Raw genomic sequence first — 21,723 nt, 5'->3', positions numbered from 1 at the left:
TCAACGCGTTGAAGCGTCAACGGCTACGGCACAAGTCAGCCGCAAAGGATGGCAGTTCATGGCAGATCGCGGATGAGATATCCGGTTTGTAGCCAAACCCTGCGTGGCGGGTCATGCACAGCAGGTACGTTCTTGCCCGCTGGAAACAGGGCGTCACTCAACAAGTCACCCTGAATCCGGCATGGTTCGACGGTTCGCATGAGAGGACCCGGCCATGGCGTCGTCACTGGTGACCCCGTCCCCGTTCCCCCGACCACCGAGACCCAATCTCGCCTTCCGGCGGCTGCGTGGACAGCGCTCACCGGCGGAGTTCGCCGCGGCCGTACGCCGGTCCGCGCGGGAGATCGGCGAGCGGGTCAGCTGCGACGCGCGCTACGTGGGCCGCGTCGAGGCCGGTGAGATCCGTTGCCCCAACTACGCGTACGAACGGGTGTTCCTGCACATGTTCCCCGGCCGCACGCTCGCCGATCTCGGCTTCGCGCCCCGCTCGTCCGTACGCGGACGCGGGGCGCGCAACGCCGAGGACACGCCCCCCGCACACCTCACGAGCCCGGCCTTCATCACGGATGAGGCTGCCGGAACGGGTGAGACGGGGGACGTGTACGAGCCGTATGACACCCAGGACCCGTACGACACGCACGAGAACCACGAGAACCACGAGGAGAGCGACGTGCTGCGTCGCGCATTCATGAGGGGCGGCACCGTCACGGTGGCCGCCGGCACGCTGGGCCCGCTCGGGCTCACCTACGACGCCGTGGCGGCGGACCGTTCCGTCCGCCGCCCCGGTACGAGCGAGGCGGGCGCCCTGGAAGAGGCCGTCCGCAGAATCCGGCTGCTCGACGACCGGCACGGCGCCGACGGCCTCTACCGGCGCGCGGCGGCTCCGCTGCGCGCCGCCTACGCCCTGCTCGACGCGGGCACCACCCGGCAGTCTGTCGCCGAGAGACTCCACTCAGGCGCCGGTGAACTCGCCATCTCCGTGGGCTGGTTGGCCCACGACTCCGGCCGCTTCGACGACGCCCGCTCGCACTACGCGGAGGCGCTCGCCACCGCCCGGATGACCGGGGACCCCGGCCTTGAGGCACACGCCTTCTGCAATACGGCGTTCCTCGCGCGGGACGCCGGTCGCCCCCGGGAGGCGGTGCGCGCCGCGCAGGCCGCGCAGCGGGTCGGACGGCCGCTGGGTTCCGCGCGCCTGATGTCGCTGCTCGCGCTGCGCGAGGCGGGGGGCTGGGCGGGGCTCGCGGATCGCACCGGGTGCGAGCAGGCGCTGGCCCGGGCTCAGGCGCTCTTCGAGCGGGGGCACTCGGATGCCGACCCGGAGTGGATGAGCTTCTACGGAGAGGCCGAGTTGGAGGGGCTCGAGGCGCAGTGCTGGTCGACGTTGGGCGACTGGCCTCGGGCGGCGCGGCACGCGCGGCGGGCGGCGCATCTTCAGGATCCGCATTTCACTCGGAACATCGCGCTGTACATGGCCGAGTTGGCCGACGATCTCGCGCGGGGAGGCCGTCCGGACGAGGCGGCGACGGCCGGGATGCGGGTGCTTGATCTTTTGGACCTGGTCCAGTCGTCGCGGATTCAGACAATGCTGGCGGGGACGGCGCGGGTGCTGTTGCCTCACCGGCGGGCTTCGGGGGTGTCTACGTTTCTGGAAAGGCACTCAGGGGTGCCTCGTACTGCGGCTTAGTTGCTACGGAGGATGCGTTGTGATTCGTCTGCGGGCCGGTGGGGGCTGGTCGCGCAGTTCCCCGCGCCCCTAAAAACAGGGGGCTTAAGGCCTAGGCCACCAGATGCCCCACGTCGTTCCAGCTCTCGATCGCCGGGTCCCCGTACGCCCAGCCCAGGACCGACAAGGACGTCGGATTCAGCCGTATCCGCGCCGCGAAGTCGATCGGCAGGCCGAGCCAGCGCGCGCCGATCGAGCGCAGGATGTGGCCGTGGGCGAAGACCAGGACGTCGCGGTCCTCGGAGCGGGCCCAGGTGACGACCTCGTCAGCGCGGGCGGTGACCTCGGCGAGGGTCTCCCCTTCGGGGACGCCGTCGCGCCAGATCAGCCAGTCGGGGCGTACGGAACGGATCTCCTCCGGGGTCAGGCCCTCGTAGGCGCCGTAGTGCCACTCCATGAGGGTGTCCCAGGGGGTCGCGCGGTCGCCGAAGCCGGCCAGTTCGCAGGTCTCACGCGCGCGTGCCAGCGGGCTGGTGCGGACCTCCACCCCGGGGAGGCCGTCGAAGGGGGACCGGTGCAGTCGTTCGCCGAGGACCTTGGCGCCGCGTCGGCCCTCTTCGAGGAGGGGGACGTCGGTCCTGCCGGTGTGCTTCCCGGACAGCGACCATTCCGTCTGTCCGTGCCGGGCCAACAGGATGCGCGGTGCCATGAGCGACCTTTCCGGGAGAAACAAGAGGCGGGTCGTTCCATCATCGCGCACCCTTGAGAAGGGCAACCCGGGGGGCGATCTCTGCGTCTTTGAGGTCCGGGGGCGCCGGAAACAGGGCGCTCACATACGCCGTAAAGTGTCCCGACCGGGCTACCGGGAAGCCGCACCACGGGACAGCGCACCAGAACAGAAGGGGGAGGGCGATCGGATGCCGCAGACCGAGACACCAGGCATCGAGGCGGACCGGCGAAGCCGGCTGCGCTGGTGGACCGAGCTGCCGCTGATCCTCCTGGTGTACGCGTCGTACTCGGCGGGTCGGCTGCTGGCCCGGGGCGACACGGCGAGCGCCGTGGACCACGGTCTGGCGATCCTGCGGATCGAGAAGGTCCTGCACATCAACGCCGAGCACCCGCTCAACCGCCTGTTCACGCGCGAGGCGTGGCTCGGCATCCCGGCGGACTTCTGGTACGCGTCGCTGCACTACCTGATCACGCCCGCGATCCTGATCTGGCTGTTCAGGTCGCGCTCCCAGGTCTACCGCGCGGCCCGCACCTGGCTGATGACGTCCACGTTCATAGGCCTGATCGGCTTCACCCTGCTCCCGACCTGCCCGCCCCGGCTGCTCTCCCCGGACTACGGCTTCGTGGACACGATGGCCAAGTACAGCTCGTACGGCTGGTGGGGCGGCGACGCGAGCGCGCCGCGCGGCCTCGGCGGCATGACGAACCAGTACGCGGCGATGCCGAGCCTGCACTGCGGCTGGGCGCTGTGGTGCGGTGTGATGCTCTGGCGCTACGGCGGGACGCGGCTGACCAAAATCGTCGGGGTCGCCTACCCGCTGCTGACGGCGATCGTGGTCATGGGCACCGCGAACCACTACCTCCTCGACGCGGTCGCGGGCGTGGTCGTGATGGGCCTCGGGTTCCTGCTGGCGCCGCAGGTGATGAAGGCGGCGGACCGGATCAGGACGCGGTTCGAGGGGCGCGGCTCGCTGGTCGCGGCGCGGTCGCGTGACACGGCCGCCGGCACCTCCCGTGCTGCTTCCCGTGACGGCTCTCGTGACGCCTCTCGCGGCTCAGAAACCTCAATTGTCAGTGGCGGATGCCAGACTTCGGCGGGTGAGCGAATTCCACGGCAGCGCGAGTCACAGCTCGGTACCGGAGCCGAGCCGGGTGCCTCCCCCACGGACGCGGGGGACGGCGCTCCGGCACCGGCTCGCTGAGCTGCGCGGCCCTGACGTCCCGGCCAAGGCGCTGGACGCGCGCGCCCTCGCGGCGCTGGCCGCGAACCCGGGCTGCAAGCGGCGGGCGATCCTGGACGGCGCGGGGGTGAACAAGGCGGTGCTGGCCGACGCGCTCGGCGCACCCTCCTCCTTCGGGCAGTCCCAGTTCGCCTTCATGCGGGGCAACGCGTTCGAGGCCCGGGTCAAGGCGGACGGCGGCGCGGAGCTGCTGCGGCTCGTGCACGAGAAGCTGGACCCGGGCGCCGAACCGCCGACCCGCGCGCGGGTGCCCGAGCTGACCGCGATCGGCCCCGAGGGGCGGGCGGCCCGTACGGCGCTCGCGCTGCGCGAGGCGTCCGAGGCCGCCGCCTGGACCCTGCTCGACCACCCGATGCTCGCCCTCGACGTGGCGGGGTCGCCCGCGTTCCTGGAGCCGGACGCGGTGGTCGTGCACCCGGACGGCAGTTGGACGGTCGTGGAGATCAAGTCCTTCCCGATGCTGGACGGTTCGGCGGACCCGGCGAAGGTCGGCGCGGCGGCCCGCCAGTCGGCGGTGTACGTGCTGGCGCTGGAAGAGGTCGCGGCCAAGCTGGACCCCGCTCCCCGGGTCCGCCACCGCGTCCTCCTGGTCTGCCCGAAGGACTTCTCTAACCTGCCCACCGCGTCCGCCGTCGACGTCCGCAAGCAACGCGCGGTCACCGGCCGCCAGTTGGCCCGCCTCACCCGTATCGAGGACATCGCCGACACCCTCCCCGAGGGCACCTGCTTCGCCCCCGACCGCCCCGCCGCCGAGCTGACCGCGGCGGTCGAGTCGGTCCCGGCGGCCTACGCCCCGGAGTGCCTGGCCGCCTGCGAGCTGGCCTTCCACTGCCGCGACCACTCCCGCGCGTCCGGTGCGGTCACCACCCTCGGCCGCTCCCTCCGCGCCGACCTCGGCGACCTGACCACGGTCGACGAGGTCCTGTCAGCGGCCCACGGAGAGTCCGGCGACCCGGACGACCCGGCGGTGGCGGCACTGCGCAGGGCGGCGGAGCTGCGGGCCGAGGCCCTGGCGCACCACCCGAAGGAGCCGCAAGGCCGACAGGGAATCCTGGACGCCGACCCGGAGGGCGCCGCATGTCACTGATCACCACCCTCGCCCGTCTCGAAGCCGTCAGTACCGGCCGTGCCCAGCCCTCCGCGACCGTCCTGCACCGGCATCTCTCCGAGCGCCCCCTCGTCCTCGTGCCGCTGACCACCGCCGGTGAGGCAGGCGCGCCGCTCGGCGCGCTCGTCGGTACGGACCGGGACGCCCCGCGCCTGCTCGTCGTACCGCAGCCGCGGGACCGCGACCTCAGGTTCGCGTTTCTCGCCGAGCTGGCGGACGTGGTCCTGCCGTACATCGACACGTTCGCGGACGACGTCGAGGCCGCCGAGCGGAACGAGACCGACCCGGAGACCGGGAAGCGGGTCAAGGTCGAGGTCGAACTGTGCGCGGACGCGCCGCAGTTGATCGTGCCGAGCCGCGCGGGCATCGAGTTGGTGCGGCTGCTGGGGCGTTCGATGCGCTTTCGGCGTACGGCCGAGCAGGACCCGGAGACCCCGCACCCGGCGCCCCCGCGCGTGCCGTTGCTCGGGCGGTGGCTGACGCACTTCGGGGAGCGGGCCCGGGTTCCTGGTTCGGCGCTGCTGCTCGCGCTCACCGAAGTGCTGGGGCGGCACTGGGCCACGGGTCAATCCAGCCTGGAGGACCAGCACTTGGCCGCGCTGCTCGCGTGGATCGACCCGCCGGACGGTGTCTCCGGCGCCGAGGCCGCGCTCGACGCGGAGCTGCGGCGGGACGCGCGGGGCCAGTTGGTGTGCCCGCCGGCCGGCCCGGCCACGGACCCGGCGTTCGACAACAAGCTGCTCGCCCCCGCCATCGAGCGCTACGACCGCGCCCGCACCGCTCTCGCCGCCGCCGAGGACGGCCTCGAGGCGGACGACCGGCTCGGTGAACTCACCGCCGCCGAGCGGGAGATCAGGGCCCTCGTCGAGGACATCACCCGCCCCACCTGGGACGCCGTGTGGCACGGGCTCGACCTGCTGCGGGCGCTGCCGGAGGGCGCGCACGCCGTCGACCGGTGGACCCGGGACCGCTGGTCGTTCACCGGCCACCGGGACCGGATCGTCGCCGGTGAGCCCCCGCAGCCGCGCCGCGACGACGCGGTCACCGCGGCCAACAAACTCGCCACGCGCGAGCGTGAACAGGCCCGGCTGGATGCTCAAGAGGCCTTGGACGACCCGCTGGTGATGGCCGGGCGGCGGCTCGCCGGGGAGGCGTTCGCGGGCGAGGTCATCGATGTCGTCATGGCGTACAGCGAGGGCAAGAGCCCCCGCCCGCGCCCGCTGGTGACCGTGCGCACGGACGACCGGCCGCATCTCGGGGAGCGGGTGAAGGTGTTCCGGTCCCTGGCCGGGAAGCCGCAGTCGGCGGAGTTCGTGGGCCACGAGGAGGAGGGCGCCCTCGTCGTCCTCCGGGTCGTCGACAAGATGGGGCGCGGCAAGGAGCCGGAGACCGGTTCGCTGCCGGAGAAGGGCGACCGGATCTGCTTCACGCTGTTCGAGCACGAGCAGCGGGGCGGCGCGAAACTGCCCGACCAGGAGGAGACGCCGTGGACGCACGGGGGCCCGCCGGGCGAGGAGACCGCCGTGCAGGAGCCTGCCGACCCGGTGACCGAGGAGGACGTCCTGTGAGCGCCGAGACCGTGTTCGACCCCGGTGCCGAGGCCGGCCGCGCCACCGACGCGATCCTCCGCGACACGCTGCACGGCACGGCGCGCGGTGTCGTCGTCGACTCCCCGCCGGGCGCCGGCAAGTCCACCCTCGTCGTCCGTGCGGCACTCGAACTGGCCGACGCCGGGCGCCCGTTGATGGTGGTCGCGCAGACCAACGCCCAGGTCGACGACCTCGTCGTACGCCTCGCCGAGAAGAACGGCGAGCTGCCGGTCGGCCGCCTCCACAGCAGTGACGCGGACCCGTACGACAAGGCGCTGGACGACCTGCCGAACGTACGGAAGTCGGCGAAGGCGGGGGAACTCGCCGGCCTCCCGGTCGTCATCTCCACGGCGGCCAAGTGGGCGCACGTGAAGGTCGACGAGCCGTGGGGGCACGCGATCGTCGACGAGGCGTACCAGATGCGCTCGGACTCGCTGCTGGCCGTGGCCGGCCTGTTCGAGCGGGCGCTGTTCGTGGGCGACCCGGGGCAGTTGGACCCGTTCGCGATCGTGGGCGCGGAGCAGTGGGCGGGCCTGTCCTACGACCCCTCGGCCTCCGCGGTGACGACACTCCTGGCCCACAACCCCGAACTCCCGCAGCACCGCCTGCCGGTGTCGTGGCGGCTCCCGGCGTCGGCAGCCCCGCTGGTCTCGGACGCGTTCTACCCGTACACCCGTTTCCGCAGCGGCACGGACCACGGCGACCGGCGCCTCAACTTCGGTGTCCCGTCGGACGGTTCGGGCCCGGACCGGGTCATCGACGAAGCGGCGGAGTCGGGTTGGGGCCTGCTGGAACTCCCCGCCCGCCACACCCCTCGTACGGACCCGGAGGCGGTACGGGCGGTCGCGACCGTCGTACGACGCCTGCTGGACCGGGGCGGGGCGGCCACGTCGGAGCGCTCACCGGACCCCACTCCCCTCACCGCCGACCGCATCGCGGTGGGCACCGCGCACCGGGACCAGGCGGCGGCGGTCCGGGCGGCGCTGGGCGAGTTGGGCGTCACGGACGTGACGGTGGACACGGCGAACCGGCTCCAGGGGCGGGAGTTCGACGTCACGGTGGTCCTCCATCCCCTCTCCGGCCGCCCCGACGCCACGGCCTTCCACCTGGAGACGGGTCGGTTGTGCGTGCTCGCCTCCCGGCACCGGCACGCGTGCATCGTGGTCTGCCGGGCGGGGGTCAGTGAGTTGCTGGACGACCATCCGTCGACGGAGCCGGTGCAACTGGGGGTGACGGTGAAGTTCCCGGACGGCTGGGAGGCGAACCACGCGGTGCTGGCGCATCTCGCGGAACACCGGGTGGTCTGGAGACCGTGACCTGCGGCTCCTCGCGGTCCGACCCGCGGGGTGATGAATACCGGGGCGGACGGCTGGGCAGCCACTCATGCGGTGCGGGATCGGTGCCTCGGGAGTATGCCGGGGGCCCCTTGCGCGGTCGGGGGACAATGGACGGTGGTCCGTTCGTGAGGCGGGTCATCCGTGACGTACGAGGAGGAGAAGACATGGCGGAGCACACGCCGCGTCGCAACGAATCGCGGCTACGCCCCGCGCCCCTGCTCTTCGAGCCCGCACAGGCGGCCGAGGACCCGGAGCACTTCTTCGACCTGGAGTCGATGGACGACCCCCGCGCGCTGCTGGCCCGCGCGACGGAGCTGACCCACGCGTTCCGCGCCGCGACCGACCGCGCGGTGGAGTTCCAGGCGATCGCGGCGGCCCAACTGGCCGACCCGCGCCGCTTCGACCGGCTGACCCCGGCGGACATCGCCGAGCGCGCCGAGTGGACCGAGGACTACGCGAAGAAGATGGTCGAGTTCGGCCGCGACCTGCTGCGCGGCACGGAGGGCCGGGACAGCGGGGGTGCCGACCCGGTGTGACCTCGGGGGAGCTCGTAGCCCGGGTCCCACCGCTCCCGCGACTGCCACCCCGCCCCACCCGCCCCACCCGTCACCAGAATGAACTTCTGGCATATGCCGGTCGGGCAAGATACTCCCTCCCGCCCCCTCCTGTCCCGATTTCTGGCAACCCTCGGAGAGCGGGTGCTCACGCCCGGTAGACCTAGGGGACATGAGCCGTACACAGGATGAGCCCTTCGCCGATCGTTTCGACATCTCGGGTGTCACCTCGGACGGTGCCGCCTGGCTCGCCTCGGCAGGAACGTATCCGCGCAGCACCCTCGCCCTCTGGAGGGAGCGGCCGGACGCCCCGGTCGTCCTGCCCTGCGGGTCCGCCTTCGACGTGGTGAGCGCCCCGGTGGTCTTCGGGCGCCGTATGGTCGACCGCTTGTGGGAGGAGGGGGCGGGTTCCGGACCCGTGGCGACGTACCGGGGACGGATGCTGCTGTTCGCCAGCCCCGGTACCGCTCAGCGGTTGCCGTCGCTGCTGGGCTGGGAGGAGTGGGGCGCGCACCCCGGGGAGCGCAGCCGCACGGGGTCCGTCCCGCCGTTGCTGTGTCACGGCAGGGGTGACGCGGTGACCGTCCCGGCCCTGGTCGGCGGGGCTACGGCGGCCCCCTTCGACTCGCGCTGGCTGGTCGCCCCGGACACCCGTCGGCCCTGGCTTCCCGGGGCCGAGATCCTGCTCTGGGCGGCCGTGCGGGCGGCCCGCGCGACCGTGCGGATATCGATTTTTCCTCCCCCGGATCAGGATGCTAAGGTCTACGACGTCAGCAGGCGCCGCTAGCTCAGTTGGTTAGAGCAGCTGACTCTTAATCAGCGGGTCCGGGGTTCGAGTCCCTGGCGGCGCACCTGTGAAGGGCCCCTCGTGAGAGCGAGGGGCCCTTTGACGTGTCCGGTGTCAGGGGTCAGTCCCCCGCCCCGCTCGGCGTGATGGTCACCGTCCACGCGCCCGAAGCCGTCCGCCCCTCCACGTCCACTTTCACGTTGTCGCCCGGCACGGTGAAGCTCTCGCCGAGGGAGACCGGGGCGTCGGCGAGCGGCGGGTAGACCGAGGTCTCCCAGCAGGCCTCGGTGCGGGGGTGGGCGTCGACGACCTGGATCGGGCCGTTGCCGGAGGCCGCGCCGTCGCGTACCCGGTACACGAGGATGCCCTGTTTGCAGGCCGTGCTGTCGTTGCCGACGGAGCCGCGCGCCTCGAAGGCCAGCGCGCTGTCCGGCCCGGTGCGCACGACCGCCAGCTTGGCGCCCGGACCGAGGCCGAACGCCGGTGACCCCGCGGTGGCGCCGGCCGCGGCGGTACCGGGTCCCGCGGCCACGGGTTCCAGGGTCAGCCGCTTCGGCGCGGTGCCCCGTACGCACACCACCTGGCGCGGGTCCAGCCAGCCCAGCTTCCACTTGTGCCAGGCGAACAGGTCGGGCGACAGGCCGAATTGACTGCCCATCAGGTCCCAGTCGCCGACGTACGTGTCCCAGTCGCCCTTGCCGTCCACCGGCCGGTGGTAGAGGTCCGGGAGGTCGAAGACGTGGCCCGTCTCGTGGGCGAGGACGAGCCGGTCCGGCGGATGCTTCTCGAAGACCGTGACGACCCGTCGTACGTCGGTGCCGTCGGCCCGCAGCGGGGTGTCCAGGTTGACGACCTTCGTCGCGTCCGAGTCCACGCCGGGCGCGTCCGGATCGGCGACGAAGTACACGATGTCGTAGCGCGAGAAGTCGACCCGCGGGTCGGAGGCGGCGAGCGCGTCGCGGAGGTACGCGGCGCGGTTCACCGGGTTCCAGTCGCGCTGTATGGCGTACGACGTCGACGCGTGCGGCATGCGGATCCAGTTCCGCAGCGGGTGCGGGCGGAGCGTGAACCTGCCGTAGGAGGCGCGTTCGTAGAAGCGGGTGGTGGCCGGGAAGTGGTCGGCGGCCAGCTCGGCGGGGGTCGTGCGCGGGGTCGCGTCGGGGAAGGAGAGGAAGATCATCACCGCGTCGAGCGCGCGGGTGGGGCGCGGGTAGGCCGTGTTCCAGGTGTCGAGGCCCTCGGAGTGGTGGGCGTCGGTGCGCTTGAGGGCACAGGGGGTGGTCGAGAACGGCTCGGCGACCGACTGGCTGGACATGATCGAGGTCGCGGCGAGCGCGGACATCGTGGTGAACACGGCGGCGGTGCCGCGCAGTCCGGGTCGGGTGCGCCACTGGGCGAGCCCCTTGAGCGCCGTACGGGAGAGCCCCTTGAGGGGGAGCTGACACGGCACGTTGGACCTCCGGGAGCGGGTTCACGGGACACCGACACCCAGCCTGTGATGGTTTGTTGGGGTACGCCCTGTTTATCTGCACCAGATGAGTGAGGGGGCGGCCGGGGACGGCCGGGACACGCCCGGGCCCACATCCGGAAACACTCACGGAACGTCACATGTGGTCGGCCATTTGAAGAACCCGTCCAGGTGCGGGCGGAAACGATCTGCCGGAACCGGCCGTTGTTCCGGGACACTGGACAGTGGCTGGAAGGGCCGGGGGCCAACCTCTATGATCGGCACACTTTCCTGCACGGACACGGCACGGCGGCCCCCCACCCGGTCGGCCATCCCGACGAGACCCATCCGAAGATCGAGTGCACTGCGGGAGCGAGCGGTGAGCGGAACGTCCGAAGGGCCGGCGCCCGCGGCAGACCTCATCCGGCCAGCCGTAACAGAGAGTAAGGGCGAGGCATCGCCTCGTACCGATGTCCCCGATTCCACCAGGTTCCCGGATCCTCACGAGTCCCATCAGTCCCCCGGGTCCCTCGAGTCCTTCGAAGGCGGCCGTCTCGGGTCCGCCTTCTCCGCGGCCCCGCTCGCGATGGCCGTCGTGGACCGCGACGGTCTGGTCGTCAGCGCGAACGACTCGTTCGGCGCGCTGCTCGGCAAGGCGGGCACCGCGCTGACCGGGCTGGTCGCGGCCGAGCTGATGGACCTGAAGTCGGACGCGCGCACCTGGCACGCCTACCGCGAGGTGCTGCGCGGCCGGCAGGCCAAGCTGAGCTGCACCCGCCGGGTCAAGCACCCCGACGGGCATGTGCTGTGGGTGCAGGTGACCGTGGCGCCGCTGCCCGCCGAGGAGCACGGTGTGCTGCTGTCCCTCACCGACATCAGCGCCCGCCGTGAACTCCAGGCGCGGCTACGGCACTTGGAGATGCACGACCCGGTGACCCGGCTGCCCAACCGCACCCTGTTCTTCGAGCGGCTCTCGGCCGCGCTGGAGGCGGAGTCGTACGAGCAAGGGGGCACCGGGCGGATCGGCCTGTGCTACCTGGATCTGGACGGCTTCAAGGCGGTCAACGACACCCTCGGGCACCGCGTCGGCGACCGGCTGCTGGCCGCCGTGGCGGAGCGGTTGACGCGGTGTGCGGACGAAGCCGGTTACGCGCGGGCGAGTTCGCCGCTGGTGGCACGGCTCGGCGGCGACGAGTTCGCGCTGCTCGTCGAGGACTCGACCGGGACCGACCAACTGGCCGAGCTCGCCGAGTCGGTGCTCAAGGCTCTGCAGGCGCCGTTCGACCTGTCCGGGCAGCGGCTGTCGCTGTCGGCGTCGATCGGTGTGGTCGAGCGGCACGCGTCCGGTACGACGGCCACCGGGCTGATGCAGGCCGCCGACACCACGCTGTACTGGGCGAAGGCGGACGGCAAGTCCCGCTGGACACTGTTCGATCCGGAGCGCAACGCGCACCGCATGACCCGCCAGGCGCTGGCCTCCACGCTCCGTCCCGCCATCGAGCGGGGTGAATTCACCCTGGAGTACCAGCCGTTGGTGGGCATGGAGAACGGCCGGCTGCGGGGGGTCGAGGCGTTGGTGCGCTGGAACCACCCGCAGTTCGGCATGCTGACGCCGAATCGGTTCATCGGACTGGCCGAGGAGGACGGCTCGATCGTGCAGCTCGGCCACTGGGTCCTGGTCACCGCCTGCCGCCAGGCCCGGCGCTGGCAGCTGGACCACCCGGACGAGCCGCCGATCTTCGTGAGCGTCAACGTGGCCGTACGGCAGGTGTGGGACTCGGACCTGGTCGCGGACGTCGCGGAGACGCTGGCCGAGACCGGACTCGACCCGCGGCTGCTGCAGTTGGAGCTGACCGAGTCCGCGGTGATGGGGTCGGCGGGGCGGCCGCTGCAGACGCTCCAGGCGCTGAGCGACATGGGTGTGCACATCGCCATCGACGACTTCGGCACGGGTTACTCGAACCTGGCGTACCTGAGCCGACTCCCGGTCTCCGTCCTGAAGTTGGACGGTTCGTTCGTCCGCGGCTTCCAGTACGAGGGCGAGGGCGTCGCGCCGAACCCGGCGGACGAGGTCATCGTCGAGGCGATGATCCAACTCGCCCACCGGCTGGGCCTGTCGGTGACCGCGGAGTGCGTGGAGACCTCGGCACAGGCCGCCCGGCTGCGCCGTATCGGCTGCGACACCGGACAGGGATGGCTGTACTCCCGCCCGGTGGCGCCGGATCGTATCTCCGAGCTGCTGGGGACGAAGGCCTGCAATCAGGCTTCCTGATCGGCCGTCAACTCATAGGCGTCGGCGATCAGTTCGTACGAGCGCAGACGCAGGTCGCCGTTGTGGGCGTGCGACGTGAGCATCAACTCGTCGGCGCCCGTGCGCTTCTGGAGGTCGTCGAGTCCGGCGCGTACCTCGTCGGCGGTGCCGTGGATGACGTTGGCGTTCCAGGAGGTGATGAACTCCCGTTCCATGGGGCTGAATTCGTACGCCTCGGCCTCTTCGGGGGTGGGCACGAGTCCGGGGCGGCCGGTGCGCAGCCGGACCATGTTGAGGGCGGCGGCCAGCACCTGGCGGCGGGCCTCCTTCTCGTCGTCGGTGGCGAGGGCGGAGACACCGATCAGGGCGTACGGCGCGTCGAGCACCGCGCTCGGGCGGAAGGACTCGCGGTAGAGGTCCAGAGCCGGGATCGTGTTCTGCGCGGAGAAGTGGTGGGCGAAGGCGAACGGCAGCCCGAGCATGCCCGCGAGCCGGGCGCTGAAGCCGGAGGAGCCCAGCAGCCAGACCGGCGGACGGTGCGGGGACTGGACGCCGCCGGGCGAGGTCGACTGGATCGGGCCGGGGACCGCGTGGATGCGGGCGTAGGGGTGGCCGGAGGGGAAGTCGTCGTCCAAGAAGCGGGTGAGTTCGGCGAGTTGCTCGGGGAAGTCGTCGGCGCCCTCGTTCAGGCGGTCGGTGCGGCGCAGGGCTGCGGCGGTGGCGCCGTCGGTTCCGGGGGCGCGGCCGAGGCCCAGGTCGACGCGGTTCGGGGCGAGCGCCTCCAGAGTGCCGAACTGCTCCGCGATGACGAGCGGCGCGTGGTTCGGGAGCATGACGCCGCCCGAGCCGAGGCGGATGCGCTCCGTGTGGGCGGCGAGGTTCGCCAGGATCACGGCGGGCGAGGAGGAGGCGACGCCGGGCATCGAGTGGTGCTCGGCGACCCAGTAGCGGTGGAAGCCGCGCGACTCGGCGAGCTTGGCGATCTTCACGCTGGTGCGCAGCGCCTCCGTGGCGGTGCGGCCGGCGCCCACGGTCACCAGGTCCAGTACGGAGAGGGGGACGGGGGCGGTGCCCCGCACGGTCCCCCGGATCTCGTCGGTCGCGCCCCGGACCTCGTCGTCTGCCGCCACGGTGGGTGCCTCCTGTTGTGAGCTGTGCGGTGTCCTGCCGGGGCTAACAGGAGGCTGTCTCCGCTTTATTCCCGGAGGCACACCGCCCGGAGGGGGGCACGGGGGGTACCCAGGAAAGTGTGACACTTCCGGCGAAACTGTCACACTTTCCTGGGTAACCCCCCCACCCCCCGGCGCCGCGACCGGCCCTGCCCGACCTGTTCAGCCCGCCTGCACCAGCGGTTCCTTCGTGAACAGCGCCCCCAGATCAGGCGCGTTGACCTTGCGGTCCGCCAGCCGCAACGCCTCCCAGACCGTGACCTGGTTGGCCGTGAGGACCGGCTTGCCCAGCTCCTTCTCCAGGTCGGGGATGTGGGCCGCCGTGTGGAGAGCAGTATCCGGGAGGAGGACCGCCTCGGCGTCCGGGCCGTCCACCGCGCGGGCCAGGGCGAGCACCTCGTCGTAGCCCCAGGTGCCGACCTCCGCCGCGGTGATGATGCCGGAGGCGCGCAGCGCGACCGGTTCCACTCCCCCTGCGCGCAGGAAGGCCGCGAACAGGGCCGCCACGTCCTCCGGGTACGTCGCTCCTACGGCCACCCGGCGCACCCCCAGTTCCTGCGCCGCGTGCACGAAGGCGAAGGACGTCGACGACGCGGGCAGACCCGCCGACCGGGCGAGGGCGCGGACCTGGCCCTGGGCGCCCTCCCAGCCGTAGACGAAACTGCCGCTGGTGCAGGCCCAGACGACGGCCTCGGCGCCGGACATGCGGAGTTGTTCGACGCCCGCCGTGAGGCGCTCGGGGGAGCCCATCTCCAGGAGCGCGTCGACGCGGTGCGCGTCCTCGCCGATGTCCGTGTGGACCACGTCGAGGCGGACGTCGCTGCCGAGGAGCTGTTCCATGCGCGGGTAGTCGTCCTCGGCGGAGTGGCCCGGGTAGAGGAATCCGAGTGCGGTCATGACCAGCCTTCCTGGTGTTCTTCCGGCAGTACCGGCCCCTGGCGGCGGGCGGACTCGTCCAGCAGCGCCTGATAGGGGCCCACGGCACGCGTACCCAGTCGGCGGAGGGCTGCCCACATCGTGACCTGGTTGGCCGATACGACCGGGATGCGCAGTTCGGCCTCCAGCTGGGGGATCACGTCGTACGTCGGGAGGTTGGTGCAGCTGATGAAGAGCGCGTCGGCCTCGCCCCTGACGGCCTGGCGGGCCATGTCGACGACGTCGCGGTACGGCACCTTCCAGATGTGCCGGGTCAGGCCCATGAAGGCGCGGCCGGTGACCTCGACGCCGGCTTCGGCGAGGTACTCCTCCAGGGACTGGGTGACGGACACGGTGTAGGGGGTGACCAGGGCGATGCGGCGGGCGCCCAGTTCGGTGAGGGCGGCCAGGAGGGCGCCCGAGGTGGTCAGGGACGGGACCTCGCCGGCCCGGGTCATCGCCTCGCACATCGCGCGCTCCCCGGCGACCCCGCCGACGAAGCTCCCGGAGGTGCAGGCGTACGCGACGACCTCGGGGGCGACCGCGTTCAGCGTGCGGACCGCGTCGTGGAGTGTCTCGTGCTCGCTGACGAGCCGCGCCAGGTCGAGGCTCACCTCGACGGGCACGAACGGCGTCCGCGTGAGGTGCAGCGAGACGTCGTCGGGGACCCAGCGCCACAACTCGCGGTCCAGCGCGAAGTCGAAGGGGGCGACGACACCGACACCGCGCTGCGGGCGGGGTCCGCCCAGGAAGGAAACATGCATGGCTACACCGGCCTCACCAAGAGAAACGGGGTGACAACGGTCCGTGCGGGCGTCCGTGTTGACGAAGGTAGGTTCGAGTGCGAGCGTGGTCAATCCGTGCATGTCAGACGGCCGGGCCCGGTGCTTCCCGCCGTGCTTCACGCTGTACCTCCCGCGAGAAACGGCTTCGCATGACCGCAACTCCCGCCGCCCTGCCCACCCTTCTCGTCCTGGACGCCGACCCGCTGCCCCGGCTCGGCAAGCTCACCGGCCGGGTGCGCGTCGAGCACGCCGACGAGTCGACGCTCGCTGATCAACTGCCGTCCGCCGACGTCCTGTTGGTGTGGGACTTCGCCTCGCACGCGGTGCGCTCCGCCTGGCCGGGTGAGGGTCCCCGGCCGCGCTGGGTGCACACCGCGAGCGCGGGTGTGGACCACCTGATGTGCCCCGAACTCGCCGACTCCGACACGGTGGTGACGAACGCGCGGGGCGTCTTCGACCAGCCGATCGCCGAGTACGTCGCCGCCCTCGTCCTCGCGATGGCCAAGGACCTGCCGCGCACGCTGGACCTCCAGCGGGAGCGGACCTGGCGGCACCGCGAGGCGCAGCGGGTGGCCGGAACGCGGGCGTGCGTGGTCGGCTCCGGGCCCATCGGGCGGGCAATCGTCCGTACGCTCAAGGCACTTGGGGTGACGACCGCGCTCGTCGGCCGCACCCCGCGCACCGGTATCCACGGCCCCGGCGAACTCGACCGGCTGATGGCCCGCGCCGACTGGGTGATCTCGGCGGCCCCGCTCACCGACGACACCCGGGGCATGTTCGACGCCCGCCGCTTCGGCTGCATGCAGCCCTCGGCGCGCTTCATCAACGTGGGCCGGGGTCAACTCGTCGTGGAGAACGCGCTCGCCGAGGCGCTGACGAAGCACTGGATCGCGGGCGCCGCCCTCGACGTCTTCGAGGCCGAACCCCTCACCCCCGACAGCCCGTTGTGGCAGGTCCCGGGGCTGATCATCTCCCCGCACATGAGCGGCGACACGGTCGGCTGGCGGGACGAACTCGGCACGCAGTTCGTGGCGGCGTACGAGAGATGGGAGGCGGGAAAGCCGCTGCCGAACGTGGTCGACAAGAAGCGTGGGTACGTACCGGGACACTGAACTCCCCACTCTGGAGGGCCGGATGACGACCGAACTCACCGAGCTGACCGCCGTGGAACTCCTCGACGGCTACCGCAGAAGGGAGTTCAGTCCCGTCGACGCGACCCGCGCCACCCTCGAACGGGCCGAGGAGATCCAGCCCGCCGTGAACGCGTTCGTACGGCTCGACGCGGAGGGCGCGTTGGCACGGGCCGCCGAGTCGGCCGAGCGCTGGCAGCACGGGGAACCGGCCGGACTCCTGGACGGGGTGCCGGTCACGGTCAAAGACATCCTGCTCCAGCGCGGTGCGCCGACCCTGCGTGGCTCCAAGACCATTGCCGAGCAGGGCAGTTGGGACGAGGACGCGCCCTCGGTGGCCCGACTCCGTGAGCACGGCGCGGTGTTCATCGGCAAGACGACGACCCCGGAGTTCGGTTGGAAGGGCGTCACGGATTCCCCGTTGTCCGGCGTCACCCGCAATCCGCACGACCCCTCGCGCACGGCCGGGGGTTCAAGTGGCGGGAGCGCGGCGGCCGTTGCCCTCGGCGCGGGCCCGTTGTCGCTCGGCACGGACGGCGGCGGCAGTGTCCGTATCCCCGCGTCCTTCTGCGGGATCTTCGGCCTGAAGCCGACGTACGGCAGGGTGCCGCTGTACCCGGCGAGCGCGTTCGGCACGCTGTCGCACGTCGGCCCGATGACCCGGGACGCGGCGGACGCTGCGCTGCTGCTGGACGTGATCGGCGTACCGGACGCCCGTGACTGGTCGGGCCTGGACCGCGCGCCGGGCTCCTTCACGGAGGCGCTCGCGGAGGGCATACAGGGCCTGCGGATCGCGTACTCCCCGTCCCTCGGCGGCCAGGTCGCGGTGCGTCCGGCGGTCGCGGCGGCGGTACGGCGGGGCGTGGAGCGGCTGGCCGCGCTCGGCGCGTACGTCGAGGAGACCGACCCCGACTTCAGCGACCCGGTGGACGCCTTCCACACCCTGTGGTTCAGCGGCGCGGCCCGGGTGACGCAGAAACTCGCGCCGCGTCAGAGGGAGTTGCTCGACCCGGGGCTGCGGGAGATCTGCGCGACGGGAGCGGGTTTCTCCGCGCTGGACTATCTGGCGGCGGTGGACGCGCGCATGGAACTCGGCCGCAGGATGGGCCTGTTCCACGAGCGCTACGACCTTCTCGTGACGCCGACGCTCCCGATCACCGCGTTCGAGGCGGGAGTTGAGGTCCCGAAGGGTTCCGGGTACCGCCGCTGGACGGGCTGGACCCCGTTCACGTACCCCTTCAACCTCACCCAACAGCCCGCCGCCACCGTCCCGGTGGGGAACGACGGCGACGGGCTGCCGGTCGGGTTGCAGATCGTGGGGGCGCGGCACCGGGACGATCTGGTGCTGCGGGCGGCGCACGCGCTGTCCGGCGCCGGGGATTCCGGGGTCAGGCCCGCCGGAAGCTGAGGCTCTCCCCCGCCGCCCCCGACCGCCACAGGTCGTTGCAGGCCTCCGCCATCTCCTCCAGGCCCTCGACCACCTGGCCCCAGACGATGCCGGGGACCCAGCCCACGTCTCCGTTGAGGAGGAGGTTGTTGCGTTCGTAGAACAGGGCCAGGTCGACGACCGTCGTGCCGGCGCGGACCTCGCGGTCGTAGCCGTAGGCCTTCGTGCCGAGTTCCGTGCCGGCGAAGGCGAAATAGCAGAGATCGCCCGGTATGGGGGTGACTGTGGGGTTCTCCAGCGGGGGTTCCGTTTCTGCGAATGGCGGGAAAAGGGCGTAGATCTCGTTGCGGGCGTACTTGGCGTGGTAGACGTCGCCGGTTAGCGGGAGTGCGTCCCAGATGGCCGCGCAGGTCAGCGGCGCGCGTTCCACCAGCAGTTTTGCCCGGCAGTGGACGTTCCGCTTTGCGAGTGAGACCTCGATGAAGTGATCCGTCATGTCTTCCAGGGTGCATAACCCGGGAGCGGTCGGGTAGCTGCGCGCCCATGGCTCCACCAATTGGGAACGACAGACACACATCCGGTCACACGCCGGGTCACACCCGTCGGGCACTGCTCGCCGGGGTGGCGGCGGCCGGTGCGCTGGGCGCGGCCGGCTGCAGTCGTGTGGCCACCGCGTCGGCCACGAGCGGCGGTGATCTCCTCGACCGGCTGAAGGCGCAGGGCGTCGTACGGCTGGGCATCGCGGGTGAGATCCCGTTCGGTTACATCGACAGGGACGGTCAACTGACCGGTGAGGCACCGAAGTTGGCGGAGGCGATCTTCAAGCGGCTCGGCGTCGACAAGGTGCAGCCCGTGCCCACCGAGTTCGGCTCGCTCATACCCGGCCTGAACTCGCAGCAGTTCGACGTCGTGGCCGCCGGGATGTACGTGACCCCGGAGCGCTGCGCGCAGGTCATCTTCGCCGACCCGGACTACCAGGTGCTGGACGCCTTCGTCGTCCGCAAGGGCAACCCCAAGGGGCTCGACAACTACAAGGACGTCGTCGCGAAGAAGGCGAAGTTCGCCACCGGCACCGGGTACGCGCAGATCCAGCACGCCGTCGACGCCGGGTACAAGCAGAGCGACATCCTGATCGTCCCGGACCAGGTCGCCGGGCTGAACGCCGTAGAAGCAGGGCGAGTCGACGTCTTCGCCGGTACGGCGCTCACCACGCGCGCGGTCGTGAAGAAGTCCGCCAAGGCCGAGTCGACCACGCCGTTCGCCCCGCTCGTCGACGGGAAACCGCGCATCGACGGGGGCGCCTTCGCGTTCCGGCCGACCGAGACGAAGCTGCGTGACGCCTTCAACGTCGAGCTGCACAAGCTCAAGAAGAGCGGGGAGCTGTTCCGCATCCTGCGGCCCTTCGGGTTCACCAAGGCCGAGATGACGGACCTCACTGCGAAGGAGCTCTGCGGCGGATGACGTCAGGCCTCTGGGAACTCGTCCTCAAGGGAGTCTGGACCACCGTCCAACTCCTCGTCCTCAGCGCGCTGTTGGCGACCGTCGTGGCCTTCGTCGTCGGCATCGCCCGCACCCACCGGCTCTGGATCGTCCGCTTCCTCGCCGGTTTCTACACCGAGGTGTTCCGCGGCACCTCCGCCCTCGTCATGATCTTCTGGGTGTTCTTCGTCCTGCCGGTCGCCTTCGGCTGGCAGTTGGTCCCCCTGTGGGCGGGCACGCTCGCGCTGGGCCTGACCTACGGCGCGTACGGCACGGAGATCGTGCGCGGCGCCCTGAACGCGGTCGACCCGGCTCAGCAGGAGGGCGGGGTCGCGCTGAGCTTCACGCCCTGGCAGCGGATGCGGCTGATCCTGCTGCCGCAGGCGATACCCGAGATGATCCCGTCCTTCTGCAACCTCCTGATCGAACTCCTCAAGGGCACCGCCCTGGTGTCCGTCATGGGCATGGGCGATCTCACCTTCAGCGCCAACCTGGTGCGGCTCGCGCTGCAGCAGAGCGCGGAGATCTACACGTACATCCTGCTGATCTACTTCGTGATCGCCTTCACCCTCACCCGGCTGATGCGCGGACTGGAGAAGAAGCTCAAGGCCGGGATCGGCAAGGGGCCCGCGAGCACCGAGTCCCAGCGGGTCCAGACCGCGGGTGTCGGAGGTGGGGTCGCGTGAAGTGGGACTGGAACGCCGTGAGCGACTTCATGCCGTACTTCTGGGACGGCCTGAAAGTCACCCTGCAGATCCTGCTCCTCGGGTCGCTGATGTCCTTCGTGCTGGGACTGGTGTGGGCGCTGCTGATGCGGGCCCCGACTCGCTGGGTGCGCTGGCCAGTTGGGGTCGTCACCGAGTTCGTCCGGGACACCCCGCTGCTGGTCCAACTGTTCTTCCTGTTCTACGTGTTGCCCGAGTGGGGCCTGACGTTCTCCGCGCTGACCACCGGTGTCTTCGCGATCGGGCTGCACTACTCGACGTACACGATGCAGGTCTACCGCGCGGGCATCGAGGCGGTGCCCGTCGGCCAGTGGGAGGCGGCGACCGCGCTGAACCTCCCCGTGCGCCGGACCTGGACGGCCGTGATCCTGCCGCAGGCGATCCGCCGGGTGATCCCGGCGCTGGGCAACTACGTGATCGCGATGCTCAAGGACACCCCGATCCTGATGGTGATCACCGTGCTCGAACTGATGGGCCAGGCCCGGCTGTTCTCCCAGGAGCACTACCAGTTCACCGAGCCCATCACCGTCATCGGTGTGGCCTTCGTCCTCATCTCCTATCCCGCCTCCCTGCTGATCCGAGCCCTGGAGCGACGCCTTGTCCGCTGACACGCCCCTGACGAAGGAAACCGACGTCAACGCCAACCCCCCGGTGGACGGCAGCGAGTTGATCCGCCTGGACCACGTCACCAAGCGCTTCGGGTCCAACACCGTGCTCGACGACCTCGACTTCTCCGTGGAGTCCGGCAAGCACGTCACCCTGATCGGTCCCTCCGGGTCCGGCAAGACCACGATCCTGCGGCTGCTGATGACCCTGACCAAGCCGGACGAGGGCACGATCACCGTCGACGGGGAGCAGCTCTTCCCCGCGCCCGAGAAGCAGATCCGCGAGATCCGCAAGAAGATCGGGATGGTGTTCCAGCAGTTCAACCTGTTCCCGAACATGACCGTCCTGCGCAATGTCACCGAGGCGCCGGTCACCGTCCTGGGCCTGCCCAAGGAGGAGGCGGAGGCGCGCGCCCTGGAGCTGCTCGACCTGGTCGGCCTCGCCGACAAGGCCGGCGCCCGCCCGACCCAGCTCTCCGGCGGCCAGCAGCAGCGCGTCGCGATCGCGCGGGCGCTGGCGATGCGGCCGCAGGTGCTGCTGCTGGACGAGGTGACCTCCGCGCTCGACCCGGAACTGGTCGCGGGCGTCCTCGACGTCCTGCGGGACATCGCCCGCACCACCGACATCACGATGCTCTGTGTGACCCACGAGATGAATTTCGCCCGTGATATTTCAGACCAAGTCCTGATGTTCGACGCGGGCCGGGTCATCGAATCGGGTCCGCCGGAGCAGATCTTCGGCGATCCGGAACAAGAGCGGACCCGGGAATTCCTCGGCGCCATTCTTTGACATTTATTCAATTACGACACGTGAGCATT

20 protein-coding genes and 1 tRNA gene are annotated in these 21,723 nt (G+C 71.1%); 15 read left to right on the top strand and 6 right to left on the bottom strand.

Annotated features, from left to right (window positions below; genetic code table 11):
• The first annotated feature begins 214 nt into the window (after positions 1-214).
• The gene (locus tag OO69_RS29220) at positions 215-1,687 is read left to right on the top strand and encodes a hypothetical protein (RefSeq protein ID WP_033283814.1); all 1,473 of its coding nucleotides are present in this window, start codon (positions 215-217) and stop codon (positions 1,685-1,687) included.
• Between the two features lie 91 nt (positions 1,688-1,778).
• On the opposite strand, the gene OO69_RS29215 is transcribed toward OO69_RS29220, so the two are convergent.
• The gene (locus tag OO69_RS29215) at positions 1,779-2,375 is read right to left on the bottom strand and encodes a histidine phosphatase family protein (RefSeq protein ID WP_033283813.1); all 597 of its coding nucleotides are present in this window, start codon (positions 2,373-2,375) and stop codon (positions 1,779-1,781) included.
• 208 nt (positions 2,376-2,583) lie between these two features.
• On the opposite strand from OO69_RS29215, the gene OO69_RS29210 reads away from it, so the two are divergent.
• The 7 genes from OO69_RS29210 to OO69_RS29185 all read left to right on the top strand — a co-directional run bounded on the left by OO69_RS29210 (position 2,584) and on the right by OO69_RS29185 (position 9,075).
• Positions 2,584-3,597, top strand: a complete 1,014-nt coding sequence (locus OO69_RS29210; RefSeq protein ID WP_033283812.1) for a phosphatase PAP2 family protein — start codon at positions 2,584-2,586, stop codon at positions 3,595-3,597.
• The gene (locus OO69_RS29205; RefSeq protein WP_033283811.1) at positions 3,548-4,723 is read left to right on the top strand and encodes a hypothetical protein; all 1,176 of its coding nucleotides are present in this window, start codon (positions 3,548-3,550) and stop codon (positions 4,721-4,723) included. Before OO69_RS29210 ends, OO69_RS29205 begins: the two co-directional genes overlap by 50 nt.
• Positions 4,714-6,312, top strand: coding sequence for a hypothetical protein (locus tag OO69_RS29200; protein ID WP_033283810.1), 1,599 nt, complete (start codon positions 4,714-4,716; stop codon positions 6,310-6,312). The genes OO69_RS29205 and OO69_RS29200 overlap by 10 nt, the downstream gene beginning before the upstream one ends.
• A complete protein-coding gene (locus tag OO69_RS29195; RefSeq protein ID WP_033283809.1) occupies positions 6,309-7,649 on the top strand; it encodes an AAA domain-containing protein in 1,341 nt (446 codons plus the stop codon). Before OO69_RS29200 ends, OO69_RS29195 begins: the two co-directional genes overlap by 4 nt.
• A gap of 185 nt (positions 7,650-7,834) precedes the next feature.
• Positions 7,835-8,206: a hypothetical protein gene (locus tag OO69_RS29190; RefSeq protein ID WP_033283808.1), complete on the top strand. Its 372-nt coding sequence runs from the start codon at positions 7,835-7,837 to the stop codon at positions 8,204-8,206.
• 190 nt (positions 8,207-8,396) lie between these two features.
• Positions 8,397-9,011 carry a bifunctional DNA primase/polymerase gene (locus OO69_RS49825; RefSeq protein ID WP_063744471.1) on the top strand — a complete coding sequence of 205 codons (615 nt, stop codon included), beginning with the start codon at positions 8,397-8,399 and terminating at the stop codon, positions 9,009-9,011.
• Positions 9,002-9,075, top strand: a tRNA-Lys gene (locus OO69_RS29185). Before OO69_RS49825 ends, OO69_RS29185 begins: the two co-directional genes overlap by 10 nt.
• 57 nt (positions 9,076-9,132) lie before the next feature.
• Here OO69_RS29185 and OO69_RS29180 read toward each other — a convergent pair.
• Entirely contained in the window at positions 9,133-10,461 is a 1,329-nt protein-coding gene (locus tag OO69_RS29180) for a M6 family metalloprotease domain-containing protein (RefSeq protein WP_078652611.1), read from the bottom strand.
• A 376-nt stretch (positions 10,462-10,837) separates the two neighbouring features.
• On the opposite strand from OO69_RS29180, the gene OO69_RS29175 reads away from it, so the two are divergent.
• Entirely contained in the window at positions 10,838-12,730 is a 1,893-nt protein-coding gene (locus tag OO69_RS29175) for a putative bifunctional diguanylate cyclase/phosphodiesterase (protein WP_033283807.1), read from the top strand.
• On the opposite strand, the gene OO69_RS29170 is transcribed toward OO69_RS29175, so the two are convergent.
• The 3 genes from OO69_RS29170 to OO69_RS29160 form a co-directional block, all read right to left on the bottom strand.
• On the bottom strand, positions 12,718-13,839 hold the full coding sequence (locus OO69_RS29170) for an LLM class flavin-dependent oxidoreductase (protein ID WP_033283806.1): 1,122 nt from the start codon (positions 13,837-13,839) through the stop codon (positions 12,718-12,720). The genes OO69_RS29175 and OO69_RS29170 overlap by 13 nt on opposite strands.
• 201 nt (positions 13,840-14,040) lie before the next feature.
• Complete coding sequence (locus tag OO69_RS29165; protein ID WP_033283805.1) at positions 14,041-14,775, bottom strand: aspartate/glutamate racemase family protein; 735 nt, start codon at positions 14,773-14,775, stop codon at positions 14,041-14,043.
• The gene (locus OO69_RS29160; protein WP_033283804.1) at positions 14,772-15,557 is read right to left on the bottom strand and encodes an aspartate/glutamate racemase family protein; all 786 of its coding nucleotides are present in this window, start codon (positions 15,555-15,557) and stop codon (positions 14,772-14,774) included. Before OO69_RS29160 ends, OO69_RS29165 begins: the two co-directional genes overlap by 4 nt.
• Positions 15,558-15,727: 170 nt before the next feature.
• Between OO69_RS29160 and OO69_RS29155 the strand changes: the two genes are divergently transcribed.
• Together OO69_RS29155 and OO69_RS29150 are read left to right on the top strand one after the other, a co-directional pair.
• A complete protein-coding gene (locus OO69_RS29155; protein WP_033283803.1) occupies positions 15,728-16,690 on the top strand; it encodes a D-2-hydroxyacid dehydrogenase in 963 nt (320 codons plus the stop codon).
• 22 nt (positions 16,691-16,712) lie between these two features.
• Entirely contained in the window at positions 16,713-18,116 is a 1,404-nt protein-coding gene (locus tag OO69_RS29150) for an amidase (RefSeq protein ID WP_033283802.1), read from the top strand.
• Here the strand turns inward: OO69_RS29150 and OO69_RS29145 are convergent.
• A complete protein-coding gene (locus OO69_RS29145) occupies positions 18,097-18,591 on the bottom strand; it encodes a DUF3830 family protein (protein ID WP_033283801.1) in 495 nt (164 codons plus the stop codon). The two genes, OO69_RS29150 and OO69_RS29145, sit on opposite strands and share 20 nt — an antisense overlap.
• 47 nt (positions 18,592-18,638) lie before the next feature.
• Between OO69_RS29145 and ehuB the strand changes: the two genes are divergently transcribed.
• Genes ehuB through ehuA form a run of 4 tightly spaced genes read left to right on the top strand, consistent with a single transcriptional unit; the run spans position 18,639 to position 21,694 of the window.
• Entirely contained in the window at positions 18,639-19,556 is a 918-nt protein-coding gene (ehuB, locus tag OO69_RS29140) for an ectoine/hydroxyectoine ABC transporter substrate-binding protein EhuB (protein ID WP_078652610.1), read from the top strand.
• Entirely contained in the window at positions 19,553-20,260 is a 708-nt protein-coding gene (gene ehuC, locus OO69_RS29135; protein ID WP_033283799.1) for an ectoine/hydroxyectoine ABC transporter permease subunit EhuC, read from the top strand. Before ehuB ends, ehuC begins: the two co-directional genes overlap by 4 nt.
• Positions 20,257-20,907 (top strand): ectoine/hydroxyectoine ABC transporter permease subunit EhuD, encoded by a 651-nt coding sequence (gene ehuD, locus OO69_RS29130; RefSeq protein ID WP_033283798.1) that lies wholly within the window; start codon positions 20,257-20,259, stop codon positions 20,905-20,907. Before ehuC ends, ehuD begins: the two co-directional genes overlap by 4 nt.
• Entirely contained in the window at positions 20,897-21,694 is a 798-nt protein-coding gene (gene ehuA / locus OO69_RS29125; RefSeq protein ID WP_033283797.1) for an ectoine/hydroxyectoine ABC transporter ATP-binding protein EhuA, read from the top strand. The genes ehuD and ehuA overlap by 11 nt, the downstream gene beginning before the upstream one ends.
• Positions 21,695-21,723: the final 29 nt, after the last annotated feature.

The sequence above is a fragment of the Streptomyces sp. NRRL F-525 genome (assembly GCF_000716605.1).
In the GTDB taxonomy this organism is placed as follows: domain Bacteria; phylum Actinomycetota; class Actinomycetes; order Streptomycetales; family Streptomycetaceae; genus Streptomyces.
This window is presented reverse-complemented; position numbering and strand designations above follow the sequence as displayed.